23 protein-coding genes and 1 tRNA gene are annotated in these 21,676 nt (G+C 68.5%); 13 read left to right on the plus strand and 11 right to left on the minus strand.

Annotated features, from left to right (window positions below; genetic code table 11):
- Positions 1-9: 9 nt before the first annotated feature.
- From ACAZ03_RS07895 to ACAZ03_RS07910, 4 genes are all read right to left on the minus strand, one after another.
- Complete coding sequence (locus ACAZ03_RS07895; protein ID WP_373356897.1) at positions 10-480, minus strand: DUF1499 domain-containing protein; 471 nt, start codon at positions 478-480, stop codon at positions 10-12.
- Complete coding sequence (gene speB, locus ACAZ03_RS07900) at positions 450-1,415, minus strand: agmatinase (protein WP_373356898.1); 966 nt, start codon at positions 1,413-1,415, stop codon at positions 450-452. Before speB ends, ACAZ03_RS07895 begins: the two co-directional genes overlap by 31 nt.
- Positions 1,416-2,795, minus strand: coding sequence for an aminotransferase (locus ACAZ03_RS07905; protein WP_373356899.1), 1,380 nt, complete (start codon positions 2,793-2,795; stop codon positions 1,416-1,418). It lies immediately after the preceding gene.
- 64 nt (positions 2,796-2,859) lie between these two features.
- Entirely contained in the window at positions 2,860-4,020 is a 1,161-nt protein-coding gene (locus ACAZ03_RS07910; protein WP_373356900.1) for a M20 aminoacylase family protein, read from the minus strand.
- A gap of 55 nt (positions 4,021-4,075) precedes the next feature.
- Between ACAZ03_RS07910 and mazG the strand changes: the two genes are divergently transcribed.
- The 3 genes from mazG to ACAZ03_RS07925 all read left to right on the plus strand — a co-directional run bounded on the left by mazG (position 4,076) and on the right by ACAZ03_RS07925 (position 6,632).
- A complete protein-coding gene (gene mazG / locus ACAZ03_RS07915; protein WP_373357059.1) occupies positions 4,076-4,909 on the plus strand; it encodes a nucleoside triphosphate pyrophosphohydrolase in 834 nt (277 codons plus the stop codon).
- A gap of 62 nt (positions 4,910-4,971) precedes the next feature.
- A complete protein-coding gene (locus tag ACAZ03_RS07920) occupies positions 4,972-5,976 on the plus strand; it encodes a Fe(3+) ABC transporter substrate-binding protein (protein ID WP_373356901.1) in 1,005 nt (334 codons plus the stop codon).
- Positions 5,977-6,137: 161 nt separating this feature from the next.
- A complete protein-coding gene (locus tag ACAZ03_RS07925; protein ID WP_373356902.1) occupies positions 6,138-6,632 on the plus strand; it encodes a hypothetical protein in 495 nt (164 codons plus the stop codon).
- Positions 6,633-6,686: 54 nt separating this feature from the next.
- Here ACAZ03_RS07925 and aroB read toward each other — a convergent pair whose 3' ends face one another.
- Together aroB and ACAZ03_RS07935 are read right to left on the minus strand one after the other, a co-directional pair.
- Entirely contained in the window at positions 6,687-7,796 is a 1,110-nt protein-coding gene (gene aroB / locus ACAZ03_RS07930) for a 3-dehydroquinate synthase (RefSeq protein ID WP_373356903.1), read from the minus strand.
- Positions 7,793-8,365: a shikimate kinase gene (locus ACAZ03_RS07935; RefSeq protein WP_373356904.1), complete on the minus strand. Its 573-nt coding sequence runs from the start codon at positions 8,363-8,365 to the stop codon at positions 7,793-7,795. Before ACAZ03_RS07935 ends, aroB begins: the two co-directional genes overlap by 4 nt.
- Before the next feature lie 118 nt (positions 8,366-8,483).
- On the opposite strand from ACAZ03_RS07935, the gene ACAZ03_RS07940 reads away from it, so the two are divergent.
- The 6 genes from ACAZ03_RS07940 (at position 8,484) to ACAZ03_RS07965 (ending at position 14,673) form a co-directional block, all read left to right on the plus strand.
- Positions 8,484-8,633, plus strand: coding sequence for a hypothetical protein (locus ACAZ03_RS07940; RefSeq protein ID WP_373356906.1), 150 nt, complete (start codon positions 8,484-8,486; stop codon positions 8,631-8,633).
- A complete protein-coding gene (locus ACAZ03_RS07945) occupies positions 8,630-10,174 on the plus strand; it encodes a hypothetical protein (RefSeq protein ID WP_373356907.1) in 1,545 nt (514 codons plus the stop codon). The genes ACAZ03_RS07940 and ACAZ03_RS07945 overlap by 4 nt, the downstream gene beginning before the upstream one ends.
- Positions 10,171-11,109, plus strand: a complete 939-nt coding sequence (locus ACAZ03_RS07950; RefSeq protein WP_373356908.1) for a tyrosine recombinase — start codon at positions 10,171-10,173, stop codon at positions 11,107-11,109. Before ACAZ03_RS07945 ends, ACAZ03_RS07950 begins: the two co-directional genes overlap by 4 nt.
- Positions 11,110-11,163: 54 nt before the next feature.
- Positions 11,164-12,477 carry an HlyC/CorC family transporter gene (locus ACAZ03_RS07955; RefSeq protein ID WP_373356909.1) on the plus strand — a complete coding sequence of 438 codons (1,314 nt, stop codon included), beginning with the start codon at positions 11,164-11,166 and terminating at the stop codon, positions 12,475-12,477.
- 264 nt (positions 12,478-12,741) lie between these two features.
- Positions 12,742-13,917, plus strand: a complete 1,176-nt coding sequence (locus ACAZ03_RS07960; RefSeq protein ID WP_373356910.1) for a hypothetical protein — start codon at positions 12,742-12,744, stop codon at positions 13,915-13,917.
- Between the two features lie 210 nt (positions 13,918-14,127).
- Positions 14,128-14,673, plus strand: a complete 546-nt coding sequence (locus ACAZ03_RS07965) for a hypothetical protein (RefSeq protein ID WP_373356911.1) — start codon at positions 14,128-14,130, stop codon at positions 14,671-14,673.
- A 14-nt stretch (positions 14,674-14,687) separates the two neighbouring features.
- Here the strand turns inward: ACAZ03_RS07965 and ACAZ03_RS07970 are convergent, their stop codons facing one another.
- Positions 14,688-15,737, minus strand: coding sequence for an AI-2E family transporter (locus ACAZ03_RS07970; RefSeq protein ID WP_373356912.1), 1,050 nt, complete (start codon positions 15,735-15,737; stop codon positions 14,688-14,690).
- A 10-nt stretch (positions 15,738-15,747) separates the two neighbouring features.
- Positions 15,748-16,905 carry a ribonuclease D gene (gene rnd, locus ACAZ03_RS07975; protein ID WP_373356913.1) on the minus strand — a complete coding sequence of 386 codons (1,158 nt, stop codon included), beginning with the start codon at positions 16,903-16,905 and terminating at the stop codon, positions 15,748-15,750.
- A 144-nt stretch (positions 16,906-17,049) separates the two neighbouring features.
- Between rnd and ACAZ03_RS07980 the strand changes: the two genes are divergently transcribed.
- Positions 17,050-18,051 carry a Hint domain-containing protein gene (locus tag ACAZ03_RS07980; RefSeq protein ID WP_373356914.1) on the plus strand — a complete coding sequence of 334 codons (1,002 nt, stop codon included), beginning with the start codon at positions 17,050-17,052 and terminating at the stop codon, positions 18,049-18,051.
- Between the two features lie 101 nt (positions 18,052-18,152).
- On the opposite strand, the gene purN is transcribed toward ACAZ03_RS07980, so the two are convergent.
- Positions 18,153-18,770, minus strand: a complete 618-nt coding sequence (gene purN, locus ACAZ03_RS07985; protein ID WP_373356915.1) for a phosphoribosylglycinamide formyltransferase — start codon at positions 18,768-18,770, stop codon at positions 18,153-18,155.
- Positions 18,767-19,810, minus strand: coding sequence for a phosphoribosylformylglycinamidine cyclo-ligase (purM, locus tag ACAZ03_RS07990; protein ID WP_373356916.1), 1,044 nt, complete (start codon positions 19,808-19,810; stop codon positions 18,767-18,769). Before purM ends, purN begins: the two co-directional genes overlap by 4 nt.
- Before the next feature lie 113 nt (positions 19,811-19,923).
- Between purM and ACAZ03_RS07995 the strand changes: the two genes are divergently transcribed.
- A tRNA-Ile gene (locus ACAZ03_RS07995) sits at positions 19,924-20,000 on the plus strand.
- Positions 20,001-20,169: 169 nt separating this feature from the next.
- Positions 20,170-20,397 (plus strand): hypothetical protein, encoded by a 228-nt coding sequence (locus ACAZ03_RS08000; protein ID WP_373356917.1) that lies wholly within the window; start codon positions 20,170-20,172, stop codon positions 20,395-20,397.
- Between the two features lie 21 nt (positions 20,398-20,418).
- Here ACAZ03_RS08000 and ACAZ03_RS08005 read toward each other — a convergent pair whose 3' ends face one another.
- Positions 20,419-21,006 carry a lytic transglycosylase domain-containing protein gene (locus ACAZ03_RS08005; RefSeq protein WP_373357060.1) on the minus strand — a complete coding sequence of 196 codons (588 nt, stop codon included), beginning with the start codon at positions 21,004-21,006 and terminating at the stop codon, positions 20,419-20,421.
- Between the two features lie 158 nt (positions 21,007-21,164).
- Here ACAZ03_RS08005 and ssb point away from each other — a divergent pair, with 158 nt between their 5' ends.
- A complete protein-coding gene (gene ssb / locus ACAZ03_RS08010) occupies positions 21,165-21,659 on the plus strand; it encodes a single-stranded DNA-binding protein (protein WP_373356918.1) in 495 nt (164 codons plus the stop codon).
- The last annotated feature ends 17 nt before the right edge of the window (positions 21,660-21,676 follow it).

The raw sequence follows: 21,676 nt of genomic DNA on the forward strand, positions 1-21,676 counted from the left end.
CCCCCCCGATTACGCGCCCCCTGCCCCCGCTTCAAGCGCGGCCAGCCAGGCCTCGACCCGCTTGCGGTTGACGCCCATGTCGCCGCGGCCGAAGCGCAGGCGGGCGTGGATCGTGAGCCGCCCCTCCGCCACATCCGCGGTCGTGAAATCGGGGAAGCCCCAGAGCGCGGAGCGCGTGATCCAAGTGATCCGCCCCTCCGCCGGGCTGCCGGCGAGCCGGTGGGTGCGGGGCGTATCGAGCGCGATGGCATCGAGGCGCGAGAGCGCCTCAGCCCCGGGCTCGGAGAGGGTGCGGACGGCAATGAAGGCGCCCTCCGCCGGGTAATCGCCGGGCGGCGCGGCGGGCGGGGCGATGTGCCACTCGTCCGGGTCGGTCGGCGCGAGGCGGACGTAGAGCCCGGCCGCGACGATGACGACCGCGAGCGCGATGAGGACTATGGCGAGCCAGCTCACGCGCGGCGGGTCCAGAGCATCAGGCACAGGATCTCCATCGCCACATGGGCGCCGGCGACGGCCGTGGCGCCGCCCGCGTCGAAGGGCGGCGAGACCTCGACGATGTCGCCGCCGACGATGTTCGCCCCCGCGAGGTCGCGCAGGATCGCCGCCGCCTGCCAGGAGGCGAGCCCGCCCCAGACCGGCGTGCCGGTGCCGGGTGCGAAGGCCGGGTCCAATGCGTCGATATCGAAGGAAAGGTACGTAGCCCCCTGCCCCACAATGCCTTTCGCCTTGGCGACAGTCGCAGCGATGCCGGCCTCATGCACCTCGCGGGCCGAGATGACGTTGACGCCGCAGTAATCCTCCGTCTCCGTCCGGATGCCGATCTGCACGGAGCGGGCGGGGTCGACGAGGCCGGACTTCACGGCCTTGTACATCATCGTCCCATGGTCGATCCGCGCGAAATCGTCATCCGGCCAGAGGTCGGAATGCGCGTCGAACTGGATCACGCCGAGCGGCCCATATTTGGCCGCATAGGCCTTGAGGATCGGGAAGGTGATGTAGTGATCGCCGCCGAGCGTCACGGCGCCCGAGACATGGGTCAGGATCCCTTCCATATGCGCCGTAAGCGCCTGGGGGAATTCGGACACCATGGCGTAGTCGAAGGCGAGATCGCCGTAGTCGATGATGTCGAACTCCGACAGTGGATCGAACCCGTCCCAGCCGAAGGGCGGGTCGTAGGGCTGCAGCGTCGAGGCTTCGCGGATGGCGCGGGGCCCCAGCCGCGTGCCCGGGCGGTTGGTCACCGCCTGGTCAAAGGGCACGCCGGTGATGGCGAGATCGGCGCCGCCCAGGTCCTTTGAATAGCGCCGGCGGAGGAAGGAGGTGGCGCCGCCGAAGGCGTTCTCCCCAACCAACCCGCGTGAAGATCGCGCCGTAAAGGCCTCATCGACCTTGGCTTTCGCATCCTGCAGCGCCATTCAGGCTACCTTCTCTCCTTCGCGGATGAGGCCGTCGGCCACCTGGTCGAGTGCCTTGCGGAGCTTCTCGATGATCTCCGCCACCTCCGCTTCGGAGATGATGAGCGGCGGCGACATGACATTCAAGTGCCCCATCGGCCGGACGAGCAGCCCCATCGCCTCGGCGGCGTCGGAGACGCGCTTGCCGATGTTCAGCTCGTCGGGATGGAGCGCCTTCGTCTCCTTGTCCGCCACGTTCTCGATGCAGCCGATCAGCACCTCGCCGCGCGCCTGGCCGACGAGCGGGTGATCCTCGAGCGATTTCAGGCCCTTCTGGAAGATCGCGCCGACATGGCGGGCGTGCTCCAGAAGGCCGTCGCGCTCGATGATCTCGATGCTCTTCAGCGCCGCGGCGCAGGCGATCGGATGGCCGGAATAGGTGAAGCCGTGGGTGAACCAGCGGTCGCCCGACATCTCCTGCCAGAGCTCTTCGGAAAAGATAAGCGCGCCAAGGGGTTGATAGCCGGAGGTGAGGCCCTTGGCCGAGGTGATCATGTCCGGCACCACACCGAAGATCGTCTCCGAGGCGAACCATTCGCCGAGGCGGCCGAAGGCGGTGACCACCTCGTCGGCGACGACGAGGATGCCATGCTTGCGGCAGGTCTCGGCCATGCGACGGAAATAGCCCTTGGGCGGAATGATGACGCCGCCGGAGGCCTGGACCGGCTCGGCGAAGAAGGCGGCGATGTTCTCGGCGCCCACCTCGGCGATCTTGTCCTCCAGCTCCTGGATCAGCCAGTCGCAGAAGCCCTCCTCGCTGACGCCCTCTGGCCGGCGATAGGGGTTCGGCGCCGACAGATGGTGGATCGTCCGGGTGAGATAGGAAAATTCCTCGATCCGGTCGCCGTCGCGCATCCCGATGGAGGCGGAGGCGAAGGTCGAGCCGTGGTAGCTCGAATGGCGCGACAGGATATGCGTGCGGCCCGGGAAGCCCCGGTGATGCTGCACGAATTGCGCCATGCGGTAGGCGCTGTCGACGGCGGTCGAGCCACCGGTGGTGAAGAGCGTGCGCGTCATGCCCTTCGGTGCGATCTCGGCGATCTTGGCGGCGAGCCGGGCGGAGGGCGCGTTGCCCATGTCGACGAAGGTCGAGGTATAGGCCAGCGTCCGCGCCTGTTCGGCGAGGGTCTCGGCCATCTCCTCGTTGCCGAGGCCGATCTGCGTGCACCACATGCCGCCGACGGCATCGAGGTATTGGCGGCCGGATTCGTCCCAAAGGTGCGTGCCCTGCCCTCGTGTCATCACGAGCGGACCATCGCGCTCGGCCTGCTCGAAATGCGTCCAGGGATGCATGTGGTGGTCGCGGTCGAGCGCCGCGAGCTCTGTGATCTGGTTTGTCATGGCGGCAGGATGACGCCCGGATTCGGGGATTGTCAATACTGACTGTTTAGTCAATATGACGCGGCTACCCCCGGACCGGCAGCGCCCTCTCGATGATCCGCGCGAAGTATGACGCCCCGTAAGGCGCTGTTTCGTCGCTGAAATCATAGGCCGGATGGTGCACATCCGCCGTGTCGCCATTGCCGAGGAAGATATAGGCACCGGGCTTGGCCTTCAGCATGTAGGCGAAATCCTCGCCCCCCATCTCGGGCAGCGCATCGCGGGAGGCGACGGTGCCGACCTCCTCCGCCACGTTGAAGGCGAACTGGGCGGAATCGGGGTCGTTGACGGTCGGCGGCTCCCATTCGATGTAGTCGAGCGCCACCTTGACGCCGAAGGTCGCCTCCACCCCCGCGCAGATCTCGCGGAGCCGCCGCTTGGCGGTCGCCTGGGCGGCCTCCGAGAAGCTGCGGACGGTGCCGGAGAGCGTCGCCTTCTCCGGCGTGATGTTGTTGGCGGTGCCGGCGTGGAACTGCGTCACCGCCACCACCAGCCGGTCGAGCGCATAATGATCGCGGCTGAGGATCGTCTGGATCGCCGCATGGATCGCGGCGCCGGCAGTGATCGGGTCGCGCGTCAGATGCGGATAGGCGCCATGGCCGCCGATGCCGGTCACCACGATCTCGAACTCGTCGATCCCCGCCATGGTCGCCCCGGCATTGCCGTAGAAAGTGCCGACCGGCGTGCCCGGCATGTTGTGGATGGCGAAGACCTGGTTGACCGGCCAGCGCTCGAAAAGCCCGCCGTCGACCATCACATGCGCGCCGGAGCCCCATTCCTCCGCCGGCTGGAAGATCAGCACGGCGGTGCCGGCGAAATTGCGCGTCTCCGCCAGGTAGCGTGCGGCGCCGAGGAGCATGGTGGTATGCCCGTCATGGCCGCAGGCATGCATGGCGCCGGGCACGAGCGAGGCATGGGGCTTGCCGGAGGCCTCGTCCATCGGCAGCGCGTCCATGTCGGCCCGAAGGCCGATCATCGGCCCCGGCTCGCGCCCGTGGATCAGCGCCACGACGCCGCTTTCCGCGAGGCCCTCGTGGATCTCGTCCACCCCGAATTCCTTCAGCCTTTCAACGACGAAGGCGGCGGTCTTGTGGCAGTCGAAGCGGGTCTCGGGGTGCCGGTGCAGATGCTGGCGCCACTCCCTCATCTCGTCCGAATAGGCGGCGATGCGGTTGAGGACGGGCATGGAAATCTCCCTCGCGTTTCGGCAGGAAGGAAAGCGAACGGAACGGGGGATGTCCATGGATGACGCGCTGATCTTCGACGAGACGCTGGACGCCGGCCTTCAGATGCGGCGGCTTCTGGCGATCATGGCGCGGCTGAGGGACCCGGAGACGGGCTGCCCCTGGGACATCGAGCAGGATTTCGCCTCCATCGCCCCCTACACGATCGAGGAGGCCTATGAGGTCGCCGATTCCATCGCCCGCGAAGACTGGCCGGGGCTGGAGGGCGAGCTGGGCGATCTGCTCCTGCAATCCGTCTACCACGCGCAGATGGGCGCGGAGGCCGGGCATTTCACCTTCGCCTCGGTGGCGAAGGGCGCGTCCGACAAGATGGTGGCGCGCCATCCGCATATCTTCGGGGCCGAAAGCCGCGAGAAGAGCGCGGAGCAGCAGACGGAGGATTGGGAGAAGATCAAGGCCGCCGAGCGCGCCGGCGCCGGCGAGGCGGGCGTGCTCGACGGGGTGGCGCTCGCCCTGCCCGCGCTCATGCGCGCCGCCAAGCTGCAAAAGCGCGCCGCCCGCGTCGGCTTCGACTGGCCCGCCATCGACGAGGTGCTCGCGAAACTGCAGGAAGAGGCGGCCGAGCTGGCCGAGGCCCGCGAACTCGGCCCCGAGGCGCTGGAGGAGGAGATGGGCGATCTCCTCTTCGTCGCCGCGAACCTGTCGCGCTGGCTGGGTGTGGAACCCGAGACGGCGCTGCGCAAGGCGAACGACAAGTTCACCCGCCGTTTCAAGGTGATCGAGGCCGAACTTCAAGCGCGCGGCAAGACCCCGGCCACGAGCAGCCTCGAGGAGATGGACGCGATCTGGAACGAGGTCCGCGCCGCCGACAAGGCGAACACGAGCGCGTGATTGCTATAGACGAGCTTTTTTGTCGGATATAAGGATCCGTCAAACCAGCAAGGAGCTCTTCGATGATCCGACCCTCCCTTCTCGCACTCGCGGTCGCCGCGCCGCTCGCCGGCCCCGCGCTGGCGGATGTGAACATCTACACCACGCGCCAGCCCGAGCTCATCGAGCCCGTGCTCGACGCCTTCACCGAAGAGACGGGCATCGGCGTCAATCTGGCCTTCGTGCAGGAGGGCCTGCCGGAGCGGCTCCGCGCCGAGGGCGAGCGCTCGCCGGCCGATCTCATCATGGTCGTCGACATCGCCAACCTGGCACAGATCGTCGAGACGGGCGCCATCCAGCCCGTCCAGTCCGACGTGCTCGAGGCCGCCGTGCCCGAGGCGCTCCGCGACCCCGAGGGGCTCTGGTACGCGCTCACCACCCGCGCCCGCATCGTCTATGCCAGCAAGGAGCGGGTGGCCGATGGCGAGGTGACGACCTACGAGGATCTGACCTCGCCGGAATGGGCGGGCCGCATCTGCACCCGGTCCGGCACGCATAACTACAACCTCGCGCTTCTCTCCGCCGTCATCGCCCATCATGGCGAGGAGGCGGCGCGCGACTGGGCCGCCGGCATCAAGGCCAACCTGGCCCGCCGGCCCGAGGGCAACGACCGTGCGCAGGTCCGGGCCATCTGGGCCGGCCAGTGCGACATCTCGCTCGGCAACACCTATTACATGGGCCTCATGCTGAACGATCCCGACCAGCAGGAATGGGCCAATTCCGTGCGCATCATCTATCCGGAATTCGAGGATGGCGGCACGCATGTGAACATCTCCGGCATCGCCATGACCAAGGCCGCGCCCAACCGCGAGGAGGCGCTGCAGCTCATGGAGTACCTCGTCTCCCCCGCCGCGCAGGAGATCTATGCCGAGGTGAACAACGAATTTCCGGTGCTGGCCGAGGCCCAGCCGTCCGAGCTCGTCGCGAGCTGGGGCGAGATGACGCCCGACAATGTGTCGCTGGCCGAGCTGGCGAGCCACCGGGCGCAGGCGCTGCGCATCATGGAAGAGGTCGATTTCGACGGCTGATGCCGCTCGTCCTCGGGCCGGCGCGCAGGTCGCGCGCCGGCCCTCTCCCTAAGGTGGCCATCGCCTGCCGGTCGCAGGCGCCGCTACCATATGTCAGTTGACATTCTCCCGCCCGCTTCGGAGTCTTCCGGCATCCAGGTTCAGGAAAACGGGAGGTTTCCATGAAGGTGCTTTTGTCCGGCCTTGTCGTCACCTGTCTCGCGGGCGCCGCCTCCGCCGAGATGTCCGCCCAGCTCATGGGCGCGTGGACGGGCGGGCCGATCCCCGAGGGGCAGCATTGCGCCCTGCAGGGCGGTGACGGCGCGACGCCGCCGATCCAGATCACGGGAATTCCGGAAGGCACGGCCTTCATCGTCGCCTCGTTCAGCGACACGACCTATGCGCCGATGGCCGATGGCGGCCACGGCACGATCATGTTCCCGGTCAGGGGCGACAGCGCCGAGCTGCCCGCGGTGCCCGGCATGACCGCCACCGACCTGCCCGGCGGCGCGGTGATCGCCGCCCCGGCGCGCGGCTCGGGCGATTATGCCAGCCCCGGCTACCTGCCGCCCTGCTCCGGCGGCAACGGCAACCGCTATGCGGTCGACCTGACGGCGATCGACGCCAGCACGAACGAGCTCGAGAAGATCACCGACTTCACCATCGGCACCTATTGAGGGCGCAAGGGGGCGGAAACCACGGGGTTTCCGCCTTCGATCTCCATCCGTGCCCTAGCGCTGGCTCAGCGCCTCGGTCAGAAGCGCCTCCACGGCCTCGCCCGGCACGTCTGACGTGACGAAGGCCTCGCCGATGCCGCGGGCGAGGATGAACCTCAGCCGCCCGTCCTGGACCTTCTTGTCCTGCATCATCAGCGCCATCAGCGCGGGCGCATCGGGCAGTTCGCCGGCGATATCGGCAAGGCGGCGCTTCAGCCCCATCGCCTCCAGATGCGCGGCGACGCGCCCCGGCTCTTCCTGCGGGCAGAGCCCGAGCCGTGCGGAAAGCTCGAAGGCCAGCGCGCAGCCAATGGCGACGCCCTCGCCGTGGAGCAGCCGGTCGCCATAGCCCGTCGCCGCCTCCAGCGCATGGCAGAAGGTATGGCCGAGGTTGAGGAGCGCCCGCTCCCCCTGCTCGGTCTCGTCCCGCGTGACGATCCCCGCCTTCATCTCGCAGGAGCGGCGGACGGCATGGGCCAGCGCCGCGGGGTCGCGGGCCTTCACGGCGGCGGCGTTGGCCTCGAGCCAGGCGAAGAAATGCGCATCGCCGAGAAGCCCGTATTTCACCACCTCGCCATAGCCGGCGAGGTAGTCGCGCTCGGGCAGCGTCGCCAGCAGATCGAGATCCGCCAGCACCAGCACCGGCTGGTGAAAGGCGCCGGCGAGGTTCTTGCCCTCGGGCGTGTTGATCCCCGTCTTGCCGCCGACGGAGCTGTCGACCTGCGCCAGAAGCGTCGTCGGCACCTGCACGAAGCGCAGGCCCCGCCGCGCGATGGCCGCCGCGAAGCCCGCGAGGTCGCCGATCACGCCGCCGCCGAAGGCGATGACGAGGTCGGAGCGCTCGAACCGGTGCTTGAGGAGGAACTCGGTCGCCTGACGGAGGCCCTCCCAGCTCTTCGTGCTCTCGCCCGGGGGGAGTTCCAGCCATTCGGCGTCGATCCCGGCCAGCCCCCCCTCCAGCGCGGCGCGGTGGGCGGCAGAGACGCGCGCCTCGGTGATGACCGCGACGCGGGGGCGCTTCAGGAAGGGCGCGAGGTGCCCGGCGGCGTCGGCCAGCAGGCCGGAGCCGATGCGGATCTCGTACTCCCGCCCCGGAAGCGGCACGAAGACCGTCTCGTAACTCATTGGAGGCTCTCCAGAATGTCCGGCCGGCTCTTCAGGAGCTTCAGCGCCTTGCCGGTGGTCTCGTCGATCGAGGCGCGGGGCGCCGAGGTCACACGCAGCTCCGCCAGCGCGTAAATTGGCCGTCGTGCGGCCTCGAGCTCGGCGAGGGTCTGCCGCGGGTTCTCGGTGGCGAGGAGCGGCCGCGTGCTCTTGTGACGCACCCTGTCCCAGAGCGTCGGCAGATCCGCGTCGAGCCAGAGCGCCACACCCGCTGCGCTGATGGCCTTCCGGTTGCGCTCCGCAAGGTAAGCTCCTCCGCCAGTTGACAAAATCCCCGGCGGCCCGGCGAGAAGCCGTGCGATCACCGCCGCCTCGCGGTCGCGGAAGAAGGCCTCGCCGTCGCGGGCGAAGATCTCGGCGATGGTCGCCTGGGCCGCCTCCTCGATGGCGGCGTCGCTGTCGTGGAAGGGCACGCCTAATCGCAGCGCCAGCGCCTTGCCGATGGCCGTCTTCCCGGAGCCCATCATGCCGACGAGCGCCACCGGGCGCTTGAGGCGCGTGGCTCCCGACCTTGTTGACGGCTCTTGCATGGGCTCCCCTCGGCCCGGGACTGCCGATCCCCGGGGCCGGGCGCCTCAATGACGTGATCTTGCGCAAAAGACCATATATAAACGCGACAACAACAGGCAGGGTAGAGGCAAAAAAACCATGTGGAGACTGATCAAGTTCCTGATCTATCTGATCATTCTGGCGGGCATCGGGCTCGTCGCCTTCGCCTATCTGGGGCCGATCTTCATGCCCGGCGATTTCGATCCGCCGGCGGGCGAGGTCTCCATGCCGGTGGATCTGGGCCAATGAGCAGGACGGGGAGGGTCGCGGCCGCCGCCGCGCTCGCGGCACTCGCCGCGCTGCCGGTCACTGCGCAGGAGTCGCAGCCCCTCTCCGCCATCGACTGGCTGTCGCGCTCCGTCGCCGCCCCGCAGGCGGAGACGCGCGACCCCGAGCCGCCCGTGGCCGAAAGCGGCGCGCCGCCGGAGGTGACGGTGACGCCGCTCGACACGCTGTCGCTCGACGGCGTCGGCCTTTACGGGCCGGCCGAAACCGGCCTGCCCCGCGGGCTCTGGGCGGGCAGCGACAGCGCCATGCTGGTGACGCTGATCGCGGCCGAGCGGCGCCAGTCCTTGCCGGCGATCGACGATCTCTTCGCCCTTCTGCTGCTGGCCCAGGCCGATCCGCCGCTCGGCGGTGGCGGGGAGGACGGGCTCTTCCTCGCGCGGGTCGACAAGCTCCTCGACCTTGGCCGCCTCGACGAGGCCGAGGCGCTGCTCGGCGCCGCCGGGGTGGAGCATCCCTCCACCTTTCGGCGCTGGTTCGACATCTCGCTGCTGACGGGCTCCGAGAATGTCGCCTGCGCGCAGATGCAGTCGCGCCCCGCGCTCGCGCCCACCCTGCCCGCCCGGGTCTTCTGCCTGTCGCGCGCCGGGGACTGGAATGCCGCGGCGCTGACCCTCGGCACCGCCCGCGCCATCGGCGCCGTCTCGGATGCGGAGGACGAGCTCCTGACCCGCTTCCTCGACCCGGCGCTGGCGGAGGGCGAGACGCCGCTCGGCCCGCCGGAGCGGCTGTCGCCCCTCATCTTCCGTCTCTACGAAGCCATCGGCGAGGGGATGCCCACCGGCCCCCTGCCCCTCGCCTTCGCCCATGCGGACCTCCGCGGCCTCTCCGCCTGGCGGACGGAGGTGGAGGCCGCCGAGCGCCTTTCCCGCGCCGGCGCCGTGCCTCCGCAGGAGCTGGCGCGCATCTATCTCGGCGGCACGCCCGCCGCCTCGGGCGGCATCTGGGAGCGGGTCGATGCCGTGCAGGATCTCGACCGGGCGCTCGACAACGGCGATGATGACGCCCTCGCCGAGGCCCTGCCCCGCGCTGCCGAGCTCCTCGGCGCCATGCATCTCGAACCGGCGCTCGCCCGGCTCGTCACCCCGCGCCTCACCGGCAAGGAACTGACCGGCGCGGCCGAGGCGACGGCCTTCCGCCTCGCGCTTCTCACCGGCCATTACGAGGATGCGGCGCAGAGCCACGAGCCCGCCGGCCCCCGCGAGCGGCTCCTTTCCGGCATCGCGCGCGGCAGCGTCGGCGGGCTGACCGGCGAGACCCCGCGCGAGACCGCGCTCCTCGCCGCCTTCTCGGGTGAGACCGAGCCGCCCGAGGTGCTGACGCGGCTCGCCTCCGAAGGCCGGCTCGGCGAGGCGCTTTTGCGCGCCATCGCGCTCTTCAACGAGGGGCTTTCGGGCGATCCGCAGGCGGTGGGCGAGGCGCTCGCCTTCTTCCGCGCGGTGGGGCTGGAGGATGTGGCGCGGCAGGCGGCGCTGCAATACCTCCTCCTCGAGGAGGTCGCGTGACGGCCCCGGCCGACACCTCCGGCTGGATCAGCATCTATCTCGAGGCCGCGCGGGCCGAAGCCGGCGCCGCCACCAACACCGCCCTCGCCTATGGCCGCGACCTCAAGGATTTCGCCGGTCACCTGGCCGGCAAGGGGCTCGGTTTCGGGGTCGCCGGCGAGACCGACATCTCGGCCTATCTCGTCGCTTGCGAGGCGGAGGGCCTGTCGAAGGCGACGCGCGCCCGGCGGCTCTCGGCCATCCGCCAGCTCTACCGCTTCGCCTATGAAGAGGGCTGGCGCGCCGACAACCCGGCGATCAAGCTCAAGGGCCCCGGCCGGTCGCGCAAGCTCCCCGGCGTGCTCAGCGAGGCGGAGATGTCGCGCCTCATCGCCGCCGCCGCCGAGGGGCGCGATGCCGATAGGCGGAGCTGCCTTCTCGAGCTCGCCTATGCGACGGGTCTGCGCGTGACCGAGCTCGTCTCGCTGCCGCTCTCGGCCGCCCGCGGCGATCCGGCGATGATCCTCGTCCGCGGCAAAGGTGGCAAGGAGCGCATGGTGCCGCTCGCCGCCCCCGCCCGCGCCGCGCTGGCCGCCTGGGCCGCCACCCGCGAGCGGCAGGAGGAGGAGGCGCGCCTGGCCGGCCGCCCCGCCGCCCGCGCGCTCTTCCCCTCCCGCGGCAAGGCCGGGCATCTGACGCGGCAGGGCTTCTTCGCGCTCCTCAAGGATCTCGCGGTCGAGGCCGGGCTCGACCCGGCCCGGGTCACGCCACATGCGCTCCGCCATGCCTTCGCGACGCATCTTCTGGCCGGCGGGGCGGACCTCCGCTCGATCCAGCTCCTCCTCGGCCATGCCGACCTCTCCACCACCGAGATCTACACCCATGTGCTCGACGAGAAGCTGAAAGAGCTCGTCCTCAGCCACCATCCATTGGCCCGCCGCCGCGCCGAGACTTGAAGCGGGCCGCCCGCATCTCCATAACTCCTTCATCAAACCCAAAACCCGGACACCATGCCCGCCTCCCTAGACGCCGCCTTCTGGATCACCTCCGGCGCGATCCTCCTTCTCCTCGTCCTTTCAGCCTTCTTCTCGGGCTCGGAGACCGCCCTGACCGCGGCCTCCCGCGGCAAGCTCCGGGCGCTGGCCGACAAGGGATCGGGCGGCGCGACGCAGGCGCTGAAGGTGACGGAGGACAGCGAGCGCCTGATCGGCTCGATCCTCCTCGGCAACAACGTCGTAAACATCCTCGCCACCTCGCTGGCGACGGCACTGCTCACCCGGGTGATGGCCAATGGCGGCGTCGGCATCGCGACGCTGGTCATGACGCTGCTCGTGCTGATCTTCGCCGAGGTCCTGCCGAAGACCTACGCCATCACCAATGCCGAAAGCACGGCCGCCCGCGTCGCCCCGCCGATCGCGGTGATCGTGCTCCTCTTCTCGCCCATCGTCTCGCTGATCCGCGCCATCGTCCGCGCCGTGCTGCGGCTCTTCGGCGTGCGCCCCGACCCGGGCGCCAATATCCTCGCCGTGCGCGAGGAGATCGCCGGCGCCCTGCAACTCGGCCATTCCGAGGGCGTGGTCGAGAAGGAGGACCGCGACCGCATCCTCGGCGCGCTCGACCTCGCCGACCGCACGGTCGAGGAGATCATGCGCCACCGCTCCGGCATCGAGACCATCGACGCCGACCGTCCGGTGACCGAGATCCTCGCCACCGTGCTCGAAAGCCGCCACACCCGCCTGCCGCTCTGGCGCGGCGAGCAGGAGAACATCGTCGGTGTGCTCCACGCCAAGGATCTCCTCCGCGCGCTGCACCGGCGGCTCGACGAGGGCCAGATCGCCCCGGACGAGCTGACGGCCTTCGACATCATGGATGTCGCGATGGAGCCCTACTTCATCCCCGAATACACGACGCTCGACGACCAGATGCGCCAGTTCCTGAAGCGCCACACGCATTTCGCGCTGGTGGTCGACGAATACGGCGCGCTGCAGGGGCTGATCACGCTGGAGGACATCCTGGAGGAGATCGTCGGCGAGATCGCCGACGAGTTCGACGAGCCCGAGGAGGCCCCCGCCTCCGTCTCGGCCGATGGCAGCTACGAGGTCGACGGCGCCATGACGATCCGCGACCTCAACCGCACCTACGACTGGTCGCTCCCCGATGACGAGGCCAACACGCTGGCGGGGCTGGTGATCCACGAGGCGCAGATCATCCCGGCCGAGGGGCAGGTCTTCTCCTTCCACGGCTTCCGCTTCGAGGTGGTCGCGAAGGAAGAGAACCGCCTGACCCGGCTCAGGGTGACGCCGCTGGATTCGCCCTACGAGTAGGGTTCGCGCGCTGCCGCTTCTGCAGGCAGCCCGCTGAACTGCTGTGCAACAAAATCTGGACGCTGCGCTATCGGCCGTGCCATCGTGCCCGCACGGGCCGGAGCGGCGGCCCGCTGCCGGCGTCGAGGAGGGCGCCCGCGGCACCGCCGCAGGAGTGATGGCCCGGGGCCAACCCGGCTGTGCCGGTGCGGCCACCTCCCCGCGCGCCGGCCCCCGGGTGCGGAGGACCTCACATGGGGCCACATATCTCTTGGGAGGAGAGACATGACCACCACCAGAACCGCGAGCGCCTCGGCGCTCGCCCTTGTTGCTGTGCTCGGCTTCGCCGCGCCGGCCCTGGCGCAATATGCCGAAAACCAGGATCCGCCGGAGGGCGTGGAGGCCCTCGAGAGGGACCTTTTCACCACGACGGATTTCTACCTCGATGCCGATCTCTGGGAGGACCCGCGCTACACGCGCTGCAACACGCCGGTGCGGCTCGACGACATGTGGGTCGACAATTTCGTCGGCGAATGGGGTGATTGCTCTGAGGGTCTGACCCTCGCCGAGCTGCAGAGCCCCTATGAGTACCAGAGCGCCGAAGAGCATTACCGCGCCCTGATGGCCGAGGCCGAGGCCAATGGCGGCATCGACCATTACAGCCGCGAGAATCCGCCGCCCGACTGGTCGGGCTGGTACAATTCCCGCACGCTTCAGCCCGAACAATGGAGCTTCGGCAACAACGTGCAGGCGGGCGTGCTGATGCAGGCGCTGACGCCCGAATATCAGTGGCGCTTCGCTCAGGTGATGTACCACACGGCGGTCGACAACTCGCCGCAATGGTCGTCGTCGCATTGCAACCCCGAAGGCATGGTCCGCTGGTTCGGCCAGGCAATCCGCGACATCGAGTTCCTCGTCACGCCCTATCAGGTGAACATGCTGTCGGGCACGGCGCTCGACATCCTGCGCCAGGTGGCGATCGACCAGGAGCCGGTGACCGAGATCAGCCAGTGGTACGGCGAGTCGGTCGGCTTCTGGCACGACGAGACGCTCGTGGTCTGGACGACCAACGTCCAGGGCTGGTGGATGAGCCACGCCCTGCCGGAGTTCTCCTCCTCCTTCGAGATGGTGGAGACCTTCACGCGCGACGCCGAGGGCAATCTGCATGACGAGGTCATCATGTACGATCCCGAGGCCTTCCTGCAGCCGATGAAGCTCGACGTCATCTATAGCTGGCTCGACGGCATGCAGAGCAACATCCGCTTCCAGTGGAAGGAATGCCAGACGAACCTGTGGAACGTCGGCGGCCGCCTGACCCCGGTCAATCCGGGCACGGTCATCGAATACCGCATCCCCGACTGGTATTCCCGCCCCTGGGCGGCGGTCTGGCAGGAGAACTTCGAGGAGGGCATGCAAGGCCCCCCGCAAGACACCGCGCTCTTCGGCTTCGACGGAGACTGACGGTAGGGGCGCCTTAGTGAGCCCTCGCAGAGACTGGGAGACCCGCCGGCGGAAGCTGGCGGGTTTTCATTCTGAAGAAAGAGCTTTCGCTGAGGCTCATAGGCGGCCGCTCTGCCTGTTCAACACGCCTCAGCCATCTCGACCCGCGCGGATTGACAATATTGGGGATAGTCCTTGATGACTTAACGTATTCATATCCCCGGGTGCACTATGAGTCAGCTCGAAGAGGCACAAAGAGTTGTCCAGAACTATTCAAACCTTAGCCACGGCTACGAGAAGCAGATACATGTATGGCTCGGCATCGGCTCAGCAGGCGGTGCAGTAGCTCTCACTACCCTCGCCGCGGGATTATCCGATCCAAACTATGCGCTTGTTTTCATCGCGCCGTCGTTGTGGAGCTTCCTTCTTGGCGTAGTCTGGGCCGGTTTGACGGTTTATTTTCTTCGCGGCCGATATAGCGCTCTATCAGAGCACTATGCTGCGGCCTACAATCGGCAGGTAGCGGGTGAGACCGCCGCCAGGCAGCCCTTAGTTTTCTCGATGCCAGAGCGCCTAGCTGAGGAATTCAATGAAGGTCGAAACAAGCTCATCGAGAAGGAAGCTTCTTCCGACGCCGTGGCTGAAGCGGCGTGGCTAAGATACAGAATTTTCAGTTTTCTTTGGGCTGCAGCGCTAGCAGTTTCGACAATCTCATTTGTCGTTGGGTTTGCTATTCCGCTTGTTAAGATCCAGTTTCTGAATCTCACAATCCAGTAGGAGTTGCTCACCCTTCAGACCCGCCCGCTCCCCGACAGCATCACAGCGACCGGCCGCAAGGCGCGCACCTCGGCGAAGACCAGCACCAGGCTCGCCGTCAGCGGCACGGCCAGCACCGCCCCCGCGAGGCCCCAGATCGTCCCCCAGGAGGCGAGCGCCAGCAGCACCACGAGGGGCGAGAGGTTGAAAGCGCGGCCCATCATGCGGGGTTCGAGCCAGAAGCCCACCACCATCTGCGCCGCCGAGAGCGAGACGAAGACCCAGGCGGACATCCACAGGTCGCCGAACTGCGCGAGCGACAGGAGCACCGGGAAGATCACGCCGATCATCGAGCCGATGTAGGGCACGTAGTTGAGAAAGGCGATCAGCACCGCCCAGAAGAGCGCGAACTCGATGCCGAGGATCAGCATCAGCACATAGGAGGCCGCGCCGAGGATGACGTTCAGCACCGTCTTCACCAGAAGGTAGCCGCCGATCCGCTCGTTGATCCGCGACATCAGCACCAGCGCCCGCCGCCCGTCCTCCGGGGTGCGGGAGGCGGTGATGACCTTCTGCTCCAGCACCCCCCGCTCGGCCATGAAGAACGAGGCATAGAGCACCATGAGGAAGAGAAGCGCCCCGAGCCCGCGCAGCGACAGGAGCGTCGGGGTGATGAGCGAGCCCACGTCGATCCGGTCGATGGTGGCGCGGCGCAGGTTTTCCCAGGTCGGCTCGTCCTCGATGCCGACGAGGCTGGCCGTCTGCGTCACCAGAAGGTCGAGATTGGCCTCGTAACGCGGCAGCGCCACGGCCACCTGCGCCAGATTGTTGAGGATCAGCACGAACAGCAGCACGACCGACAGCGTGAAGCCTCCGAGAACGGCGATATGGATCGCCCAGGGCGGCATCCAGCGCAGCACCGGCACGGCGCGGATCGCGTCCACCGCCGCCAGCAGGATGCAGACCGAGATCAGCGCCGCCGCGATGGGCACGAGCACCGGCTGGCCGATCCAGAGGAGCCAGCCGACCATCAGCGCCAGCGCCAAGGCATAGGTTGCCCGTTTGAGCGTCTCGCCGTGCTCCAAGCCCGCCTCCCTAAAGCCGGACGGCCACGACATGCCGGCCCTTGGCGGCCAGCGCCACCTCGCCGGCGCAGAGCTGCAGCGCCTCCTCGCCGAAGACCTCGCGGCGCCAGCCGGAGAGGCACGGCAGATCGCGCTGCCCGGCGGCGAGCGCGTCGAGCTCCGCCGAATTGGCGATGAGCTTCTGGGCGACGTCGGAGGCCTCGGCGCGGGCCTTGAGAAGCACGCGCAGAAGATCGGCCAGCGCCGGGTTTACCTGCCGCTGGTCGTCGCGCCGCTCGGCATGGGGCAGCGCGTCGGCCGGCAGGGTCTGTGCCCTCGCGATGGCCGCGAGGATGCCCTCGGCGATCTCGCCTCGCCGGGCCTCGCGCAGCAGGAGCCGCGAGCGCGACAGGTCCTTGTCGGTCTTCGGCTTGGTCGAGGCGAGCTCGACCAGCGCGTCGTCCTTGTAGACGCGGTTGCGCGGCACGTCGCGCTCCTGCGCATAGGCCTCGCGGAAGGCGGCGAGCTCGCGGACGATGGCGAGGAACTTGGGGCTGGCGGTGCGGGTCTTCACCCGCTTCCAGGCATCCTGCGGCTCCGTCCGGTAGGTGGCGGGGTCGGTCAGGACGGCCATCTCCTCCTCCACCCAGGGCGTGCGGCCGGTCTGCTCCAGCCGGGCGGAGAGGCTCTCATAAACGGTGCGAAGATGTGTCACATCCGCCAGCGCATAGCGCATCTGGGCGTCGGTCAGCGGCCGGCGCGACCAGTCGGTGAAGCGCGAGGATTTGTCGATCTCGGCCTTGGCGATCTTGCGCACGAGCGTCTCGTAGCCGACCTGCTCGCCGAATCCGCAAACCATTGCAGCGACTTGCGTATCGAAGAGCGGCTTGGGGATCTCGCCGGTGGCGGTGACGAAGATCTCCAGATCCTGCCGCGCGGCGTGGAAGACCTTCACGACCGTCTCGTCGCGGAAGAGCCCATAGAGCGGCTCGAGGCTCAGCCCCTCGGCCAGCGGATCGACGAGGACGGCGCTCTCCTCCCCCTCGGCCGGATAGGCGATTTGCACAAGGCAGAGTTTGGCGTAATAGGTCCGCTCGCGAAGGAACTCGGTGTCGACGGTCACATAGGAATGGCGGGCGGCCTCTGTGCAGAAATCTGCAAGTTCCGCCGTGGTTGTGATGACGCGCATGGAACTCCTGCCTCGGGCTGCCTGCTCGGCATAGGCAATCCCGCCGTCGTTGAAAAGTCCAGTCCGCGCCACTTCGTTGGCGTAAATCTGGGGGAAAGGCTTTTAGCCTAGGTACTTAAGCTTGGGACAACGAGGTCCGACACCATGAAGACTGTCACACTCTATCTCACCGGTGACCAGATCGGCACCTTTACGTCCGTCTCGCATACCGGCAACGGCGATGACATGGTCGTGACGCTGGACGGCACGCAGGCCCTCGGCGGGCCGGAAGACATCTTCAAGCTCGAGGTGCGCCAGGTCGGCGACAGCCAGGACGAATTCACCAACGGTCAGTGGCTGAAGATCACGCCCTATCAGGAGGGCGGCGGCGACGAAGAGCCCATCGTCGACAATCTCGACCCGCAGCACGACATGTTCCAGGGCCGGGCCTCGTCGACGGAGCATCAGATCTTCGTCAATCCCGGCAATTACGTCATCGACCTGAACGGCATCGACGCGGGCACGATGACCTACGGGCCGGGACCGGAGCCGGTGCGCGCCGACCAACTGCCCTTCTCCTGCTTCCCCAGCACGCCGCCGACGGTGCCCTGCTTCGCCGCCGGCACGCTGATCGACACGCCGGATGGCCCCCGCAAGGTGGAAGAGCTCGCCGCCGGCGACATGGTGCTCACCCGCGACCACGGCGCGCGCCCGATCGTCTGGGTCGGCCGGCGCCGCGTGCCCGGCCGCGGCCGCCTCGCGCCGGTGGAGATCGCGGCGGGCGCGCTCGGCAATGCACGGCCACTTCGCCTCTCGCAGCAGCACCGGGTGCTCCTCGAAGGCTGGCGCGTTGCCCTGCATTTCGGCGAGACGGAGGCGCTGACGGCCGCCAAGCATCTCGTCAACGACAGCACCATCCGCATCGCCCCCTGCGACGAGGTGGAGTATGTGCACCTGGCGCTCGACGCGCATGAGATCCTCTTCGCCGAGGGGCTCGCGACGGAGAGCCTGCATCTCGGCCCCGGCGCCCTCGCCTCGATGGGCCACGAGGCCCGCGCGGAACTTCTGGAGATCTTCCCCGAGCTCGAAGACGGCCTCGATACGCCCCTCTCGCGCCTCGGCCTTGCCGGCTGGGAAGGTCGTCTCGCGGCACGGCTCGGCGCCTGACATGGCAACGGCGGCCCGGATGCTGCATCCGGGCCCCTGCCCCTTCAGATCAAGCCAATCGGCGCGGCCTCGGGCACGTCTCAGCCACCCTCAGCCGGGGTTCAGCCCTCGACCGCCTCGTCCAGCATCAGCGGCGCCCGCTCGCCCTCGATGAAACGGCGGAGCACGGCCGGATAGAGCCGGTGTTCCAGCGGCAGCACACGGGCGGCGAGGCTCTCGGCCGTCTCCTCCTCGCGGATCGCCAGCCGTGCCTGGCCGAGGATCGGCCCGCCGTCGAGCTCGGCCGTGACCTCATGGACGGTGCAGCCATGCGCCGTCTCGCCCGCGGCGAGGGCGCGGGCATGGGTGTCGAGCCCGCAGAACTTCGGCAGGAGCGAGGGGTGGATGTTGAGCATCTTCCCTGCCCAGGCATCAATGAAGCCCGGCGTCAGCACCCGCATGAAGCCGGCGAGGCAGACGACATCCGGCGCCGCCGCCTCCAGCCGCTCAGACAGCGCCGCCTCGAAGGAGGCCCGGTCGCCGAGGAAGGGCCGGTGGTCGATCACCGCCGTGCGGATGCCCCGCGCCTCCGCCTTGGCGAGCCCGCCCGCCTCCGGGCGGTTGGAGAGCACCAGCACCGGCCGCCCGGGATGCCCGGCACCCATGCTGTCGGCCAGCGCCTCCATGTTGGAGCCGGAGCCGGAGATGAGGATGGCGACGCGGGCAGACGATCCGGTCACGGGGCGAGCCGGCCCTTGTAGGTGACGCCCTCGCCCGCAGTGACCCGCCCGAGGGTGAAGACCGTCTCGCCGGCCTCCGTCAGGGCGCTTGCGACGCGACCGGCCGCCTCTTCGGCGACGACGGCGACCATGCCGATGCCGACATTGAAGCTCCGCAGCATCTCGGCCTCGGCGACGCCACCCTCGGCCATCAGCCAGGCGAAGACGGGCGGCAGGCGCCAGGCGCCGAGGTCGATCTCGGCCCCGAAACCCTCGATGACGCGCGGCAGGTTCTCGGTGAGCCCGCCGCCGGTGATATGGGCGAGCGCATGGATGCCGCCTTGTTCCAGCGCCGCGAGCGCCGGCTTCACATAGAGCCGCGTCGGCGTCAGCAGCGCCTCCCCGAGCGGGCCGTCCGTGAAGGGCGCGGGCGCCTCCCAGCCGAGCCCGGTGCTCTCGACGATCCGCCGCACGAGCGAATAGCCGTTGGAATGCACGCCATCCGAGGCGAGGCCGAGGAGCACGTCGCCCTCCGCCACATCCGCTGGCAGGCTCCGCCCCCGCTCCATCGCGCCGATGGCGAAGCCGGCGAGGTCGAAATCACCGCCCTGATACATGCCCGGCATCTCGGCGGTCTCGCCGCCGATGAGCGCGCAGCCCGAGGCGCGGCAGCCGGCGGCGATGCCCTCCACCACGCGGGCGGCGGCATCGACATCGAGCTTGCCGGTCGCGAAATAATCGAGGAAGAACAGGGGTTCCGCCCCCTGGCAGATCAGATCGTTGACGCACATGGCGACGAGGTCGATCCCGATGCCGTCCACGATCCCCGTCTCGATGGCGATCTTCAGCTTGGTGCCGACGCCGTCGGTCGCGGCCACCAGCACCGGGTCGTCATAGCCCGCCGCCTTGAGGTCGAAGAGTGCCCCGAAGCCGCCCAGACCGGCCATGACGCCGGGCCGGTCGGTCGATTTCGCCGCCGGCTTGATCCGCTCGACCAGCGCATTCCCGGCGTCGATATCGACGCCCGCATCGCGGTAGGAAAGTCCGTTCTTGCGGTCCATGGCCCTGCCCCTCTGGTATCGCCGCCGCACCTAGCCCAAAGCCGCCCCCCGCGCAACGCGGCCGCGCGACGCTTGACCGCCCCCGCCCCGCCACTTAGGCAAGCCGCCACGGTGGGCCTGTAGCTCAATTGGTTAGAGCAGACCGCTCATAACGGTTTGGTTGGGGGTTCGAGTCCCTCCGGGCCTACCAGTCCCCCTGTCTCGCGCTTTCTTTCAAATACTCCGGGGTCGCCACCCAAGTGCGCCATTGGGTCAAGCACCAATGGCGACGGGGCTGGCCCCCACTTCCGCCTTTGCAACCATTCCGCCCCATGCCGCGTTCTCCCAGTCAGCACCAGATGTCGCAAAGGGTCACTGCCATGACACCATATGCTGATCTCGCCGGGCGCTCCGGCATTGCTCAATACCAGGCCGGCGATCACTATCTCGACGTGCGCTTCAAAGATGGCGCCCTCTACCGCTATACGCGCGCCACCGTGGGCCAGCCCAATCTGACGATGATGGTCGCCCTCGCCGGTGCCGGTCACGGGCTCAACGCCTACATCAACCGCAACGTGCGGGACCAATATGCGGCGAAGTTCGCCTGAGGCTGAAAGGGTGCGGGTCGGTCAGGAGCCCAGGATGGCGACGACGTAGCCCTGCGTCTCGGCATAGGGCGGGATGTCGCCATAGCGCGCCACTGCCTCCGGCCCGGCGTTGTAGGCGGCAAGCGCCAGCCGCCAGGAGCCGAAACGGTCGTATTGCAGGCGCAGGTACCGCGCCCCGCCGTCGAGATTCTGGCCCGGGTCGTTCGCATCGACGCCAAGGACCCGCGCCGTCTCCGGCATGAGCTGCGCCAGGCCCTGCGCGCCCTTCACCGAGACCGCCGCGGCATTCCAGCCGCTTTCCTGCTGCACAAGGCGCAGGAAGAGATCGGCGGGCACGCCGTGGCGCTGGGCCGCGGCGCGGGCGAGCGCCAGATAGGGGCCGCTATAGGCGCCGATGAAGGTCGGCACCGTCTCGGCGGATTCGGCCCGCGGCGGCTGCAGCCGCGTCGAGTTGCGATACTGGTCGGCCGCGCGGCCATCGAGAACGGAAAGCTGGCTGGCGAGCAGATCGGCACGCGACATGGTCGAGAGCGTATCCGCCCCCGCGCCGCCTGCCAGGGTCACGGCCAGCAAGACTGCCAGCGCCGCGCCCGGGAAGATGCCTGTCATCCGCTCCACGCTGCTGCTCTAGCAGGCCCCGGCCGAACCGCCAATGGGATTTCGGACGGGCGCCGGCGGCGGCCCGCCGCCCTCCCCCGATTTGGGCCTTTCCGCCACCGGCGCTTTTTGCTGTAAGGTGGGCCCAACCAAGACGGAAAGGGAGCGATATGGCCGGCAGCGTCAACAAGGTGATCCTCATCGGCAATCTCGGCCGCGACCCCGAAGTGCGCACGTTCCAGGACGGCGGCAAGCTGTGCAACCTGCGCATCGCCACCTCCGAGAACTGGAAGGACCGGAACACCGGCGAGCGCCGCGAGCGCACCGAATGGCATTCGGTGGTGATCCGTGGCGACGGGCTGGTGCGGGTCGCAGAGCAGTATCTGCGCAAGGGCTCCAAGGTCTATATCGAGGGCCAGCTTCAGACCCGCAAATGGCAGGACCAGTCCGGCCAGGACCGCTACTCGACCGAGGTCGTGGTCTCCGGGTTTGGCGGGACGCTGACGATGCTCGACGGACGGGGCGAAGGCGGCTCGGGCGGCGGCGGTGGCGGCGGAGGCTATGACGACCGGGGCGGTTACGACCGCGGCGGCGCGTCTTCGTCTGGCGGAGGCCAGGATTCCGGCGGCTACGGCAACGACATGGACGACGAAATCCCGTTCTAAAGGCCGCATCCCGAGGG

This window comes from Pseudoroseicyclus sp. CXY001, assembly GCF_041714655.1.
Lineage (GTDB): Bacteria > Pseudomonadota > Alphaproteobacteria > Rhodobacterales > Rhodobacteraceae > Pseudoroseicyclus_A.

Excerpts from the sequence above, each read along its gene's own strand:
- speB (WP_373356898.1), bottom strand. The coding sequence starts at position 1,415 with ATGGCGCTGCAGGATGCGAAAGCCAAGGTCGATGAGGCCTTTACGGCG.
- ACAZ03_RS07905 (WP_373356899.1), bottom strand. The coding sequence starts at position 2,795 with ATGACAAACCAGATCACAGAGCTCGCGGCGCTCGACCGCGACCACCAC.
- ACAZ03_RS07910 (WP_373356900.1), bottom strand. The coding sequence starts at position 4,020 with ATGCCCGTCCTCAACCGCATCGCCGCCTATTCGGACGAGATGAGGGAG.
- mazG (WP_373357059.1), top strand. The coding sequence starts at position 4,076 with ATGGATGACGCGCTGATCTTCGACGAGACGCTGGACGCCGGCCTTCAG.
- ACAZ03_RS07920 (WP_373356901.1), top strand. The coding sequence starts at position 4,972 with ATGATCCGACCCTCCCTTCTCGCACTCGCGGTCGCCGCGCCGCTCGCC.
- ACAZ03_RS07925 (WP_373356902.1), top strand. The coding sequence starts at position 6,138 with ATGAAGGTGCTTTTGTCCGGCCTTGTCGTCACCTGTCTCGCGGGCGCC.
- aroB (WP_373356903.1), bottom strand. The coding sequence starts at position 7,796 with ATGAGTTACGAGACGGTCTTCGTGCCGCTTCCGGGGCGGGAGTACGAG.
- ACAZ03_RS07935 (WP_373356904.1), bottom strand. The coding sequence starts at position 8,365 with ATGCAAGAGCCGTCAACAAGGTCGGGAGCCACGCGCCTCAAGCGCCCG.
- ACAZ03_RS07940 (WP_373356906.1), top strand. The coding sequence starts at position 8,484 with ATGTGGAGACTGATCAAGTTCCTGATCTATCTGATCATTCTGGCGGGC.
- ACAZ03_RS07945 (WP_373356907.1), top strand. The coding sequence starts at position 8,630 with ATGAGCAGGACGGGGAGGGTCGCGGCCGCCGCCGCGCTCGCGGCACTC.
- ACAZ03_RS07955 (WP_373356909.1), top strand. The coding sequence starts at position 11,164 with ATGCCCGCCTCCCTAGACGCCGCCTTCTGGATCACCTCCGGCGCGATC.
- ACAZ03_RS07960 (WP_373356910.1), top strand. The coding sequence starts at position 12,742 with ATGACCACCACCAGAACCGCGAGCGCCTCGGCGCTCGCCCTTGTTGCT.
- ACAZ03_RS07965 (WP_373356911.1), top strand. The coding sequence starts at position 14,128 with ATGAGTCAGCTCGAAGAGGCACAAAGAGTTGTCCAGAACTATTCAAAC.
- rnd (WP_373356913.1), bottom strand. The coding sequence starts at position 16,905 with ATGCGCGTCATCACAACCACGGCGGAACTTGCAGATTTCTGCACAGAG.
- ACAZ03_RS07980 (WP_373356914.1), top strand. The coding sequence starts at position 17,050 with ATGAAGACTGTCACACTCTATCTCACCGGTGACCAGATCGGCACCTTT.
- purM (WP_373356916.1), bottom strand. The coding sequence starts at position 19,810 with ATGGACCGCAAGAACGGACTTTCCTACCGCGATGCGGGCGTCGATATC.
- ACAZ03_RS08000 (WP_373356917.1), top strand. The coding sequence starts at position 20,170 with ATGACACCATATGCTGATCTCGCCGGGCGCTCCGGCATTGCTCAATAC.
- ACAZ03_RS08005 (WP_373357060.1), bottom strand. The coding sequence starts at position 21,006 with ATGACAGGCATCTTCCCGGGCGCGGCGCTGGCAGTCTTGCTGGCCGTG.
- ssb (WP_373356918.1), top strand. The coding sequence starts at position 21,165 with ATGGCCGGCAGCGTCAACAAGGTGATCCTCATCGGCAATCTCGGCCGC.